This window comes from Mesorhizobium sp. WSM3860, from assembly GCF_002294995.1.
GTDB lineage: Bacteria > Pseudomonadota > Alphaproteobacteria > Rhizobiales > Rhizobiaceae > Mesorhizobium.
Map to the genome: position 1 here is coordinate 1 of NZ_NSGF01000047.1, position 1,541 is coordinate 1,541.

1 protein-coding gene is annotated in these 1,541 nt (G+C 62.1%); it reads right to left on the reverse strand.

Going from position 1 to position 1,541, the window contains the following annotated elements; genetic code table 11:
- Positions 1-116: 116 nt before the first annotated feature.
- Entirely contained in the window at positions 117-1,487 is a 1,371-nt protein-coding gene (locus CK220_RS31190; protein ID WP_095815177.1) for an IS1182 family transposase, read from the reverse strand.
- Between the last annotated feature and the right edge of the window lie 54 nt (positions 1,488-1,541).

Here is a 1,541-nt window from a genome sequence, read left to right on the forward strand (position 1 = left end):
TCAGACCGCTGACAAACCCCGTCGAATTTCGGCGGGGTTTTGTTTTTGCGTATTGATTGAGCTGAGTAAATTGGTGTCGGGAACAACTGTCAGGAGGTTGCGGCGGCCGATAGGCCTCATGCGAGGCTGGTTTTTGGCTTTGGCCAGAGACTGATTGCGATCTTTTTCATGTTCTGGGCGGCGGCTGCGATCAGGCACTGGCAGGCGACGCGTGTTCGCCCTCGGTAGCGGGCGTAGCGATGGCCGAAGAGCTGCTTGGCGTCGGCGAAAGATCGCTCGACCGTCTCCTTGCGGCGCCGATAGATGGCCTTGCCCCATGCCGTGAGCCGGTTGGCGTCGACCCGTTCGCGGGCGTCTTGCCAGACATGACGTGTGATGGTGCGCTCGGCCTTGGCGTTGGCGGTGCAGGAGGCCAGCAGCGGACAATCGCGGCAGATGGCCGGATCGCTCTTGTATTGGCGGTAGCCGTTACGATCGGTCGTGGCATAGGTGAGCAACTGCCCCTGCGGGCAACGATAGCCGTCCAGTTCCGCTTCATGGATGAAGGCGCTCTTGCGCATCTTGCCTGGCTTTGGCGGGGTCGGGTTGCGATAGCCGATGACGCCGCTGACGTTCCTGTCCTCCAGGCCCTTGGCGATGCCCGGCGTGGCATAGCCGGCATCCAGCCCCGCCGCCGCCACGGTGAAGCCGAAGCGCTCCACCTGGCGGTCGAGCCGGCCAAGATAGACGATCGAGTCGTGCACGTTGGCCGGCGTGGTGAACGTATCGGTAATGATGCCGCAGCGTCCGTCCACCGTGCGGTGATCGAGGTAGAAAAAGCCCTTTGGCTTGCCCTCGCGCACCATGTAGCCGGCCTCCGGATCGGCGCGCGAGACCTTGGTCTGCTTCTGCGGCGGCTTGCGCTGCTTGCCCTTCAGCGGCTTTTGGCCATGCAGCGCCCGCTCGGCCTCGATCGCACGGTCGAGATCGGCCCAGTAGTCGGCGCGCGACTTGGCGACCATGGCAAGGTCGTATTTGCCCTTGTTGGCGTTGGCCTTCAGGTGGGTGCTGTCGGTATAGAGCACTGTCCCGCCCACCAGACCTACCCGGATCGCTTGCTCCACGATGCGATCGAAGATCGCTTGCGCGATCGTCTCGTCCTGGTAGCGACGGCGGCGGTTTTGGCTAAGCGTCGAGGCGTCGAACACCTTGTCCGTCAGCTTCAGCCGCAGGAACCAGCGATAGGCGACGTTGACCTCGATCTCGCGCACCAACTGCCGCTCCGAGCGAACCCCGAACAGGTAGCCGATGAACAGCGCCTTGAACATCAAGATTGGATCCAAGGGCGGGCGGCCATTGTCGGCGCAATAGAGCGGCGCGGTCAGATCGTGGATAAAGCAAAAGTCGATCGCACGATCGATCTTGCGCAACAGATGATCAGCCGGAACCAGCTGATCCAACGTCACCATCTCAAGTGCGGTCTGTTCGGGGGCGGGTCGCTTCAACATGACCCAGTGAATCAAAAACCCCCAGCAAACGCCAGGGGTTTGTCAGCAGTCTGA